Below are 1,572 nucleotides of genomic sequence, written 5' to 3' on the forward strand. Positions count from 1 at the left end.
TTTACATTCAAGATAAGGAGGTGATCCAACCCCAGGTTCCCCTAGGGTTACCTTGTTACGACTTCACCCCAGTCATGAATCACAAAGTGGTGACCGTCCTCCCGAAGGTTAAACTAGCCACTTCTTTTGCAACCCACTCCCATGGTGTGACGGGCGGTGTGTACAAGGCCCGGGAACGTATTCACCGTGACATTCTGATTCACGATTACTAGCGATTCCGACTTCATGGAGTCGAGTTGCAGACTCCAATCCGGACTACGACGTACTTTATGGGATTCGCTCCACCTCGCGGTATTGCAGCCCTCTGTATACGCCATTGTAGCACGTGTGTAGCCCATCCCGTAAGGGCCATGATGACTTGACGTCGTCCCCACCTTCCTCCGGTTTATCACCGGCAGTCTCCTTAGAGTTCCCGACACTACTCGCTGGCAAATAAGGATAGGGGTTGCGCTCGTTGCGGGACTTAACCCAACATTTCACAACACGAGCTGACGACAGCCATGCAGCACCTGTCTCAGAGTTCCCGAAGGCACTAATCTATCTCTAGAAAATTCTCTGGATGTCAAGGGATGGTAAGGTTCTTCGCGTTGCATCGAATTAAACCACATGCTCCACCGCTTGTGCGGGCCCCCGTCAATTCATTTGAGTTTTAACCTTGCGGCCGTACTCCCCAGGCGGTCAACTTAGCGCGTTAGCTACGCTACCCACGTTTCAAGAACACAGACAGCTAGTTGACATCGTTTACGGCGTGGACTACCAGGGTATCTAATCCTGTTTGCTCCCCACGCTTTCGTGCCTCAGCGTCAGTATCTGTCCAGGTGGCCGCCTTCGCCACTGATGTTCCTTCCAATCTCTACGCATTTCACCGCTACACTGGAAATTCCACCACCCTCTACAGTACTCTAGTCACCCAGTTCGAAATGCAGTTCCGAGGTTAAGCCCCGGGATTTCACATCTCGCTTAAGAAACCGCCTACGCACGCTTTACGCCCAGTAATTCCGATTAACGCTCGCACCCTCCGTATTACCGCGGCTGCTGGCACGGAGTTAGCCGGTGCTTCTTCTGTCGCTAACGTCACAGATGCAAGGTATTAACTTACACCCTTTCCTCACGACTGAAAGTGCTTTACAACCCGAAGGCCTTCTTCACACACGCGGCATGGCTGCATCAGGCTTTCGCCCATTGTGCAATATTCCCCACTGCTGCCTCCCGTAGGAGTCTGGGCCGTGTCTCAGTCCCAGTGTGGCTGATCATCCTCTCAAACCAGCTAGAGATCGTCGCCTAGGTAAGCCTTTACCTTACCTACTAGCTAATCTCACTTGGGCCAATCTATAGGCATGAGGCCCGAAGGTCCCCCACTTTGGTCCGTAGACGTTATGCGGTATTAGCAGTCGTTTCCAACTGTTGTCCCCCACCTAAAGGCATGTTCCCAAGCATTACTCACCCGTCCGCCGCTCGACGCCGAATAGCAAGCTATTCTCGTTTCCGCTCGACTTGCATGTGTTAAGCCTGCCGCCAGCGTTCAATCTGAGCCATGATCAAACTCTTCAATTAAAATCGTTTGTGAGAAAT

Annotated in this window: 1 rRNA gene; it reads right to left on the bottom strand. The window is 52.2% G+C overall.

Annotated elements, in window-relative coordinates:
• Positions 1-13 precede the first annotated feature (13 nt).
• Positions 14-1,554 (bottom strand): 16S ribosomal RNA (locus ACSLUH_RS19360).
• Positions 1,555-1,572: the final 18 nt, after the last annotated feature.

The sequence above is a fragment of the Thalassotalea ganghwensis genome (assembly GCF_053485795.1).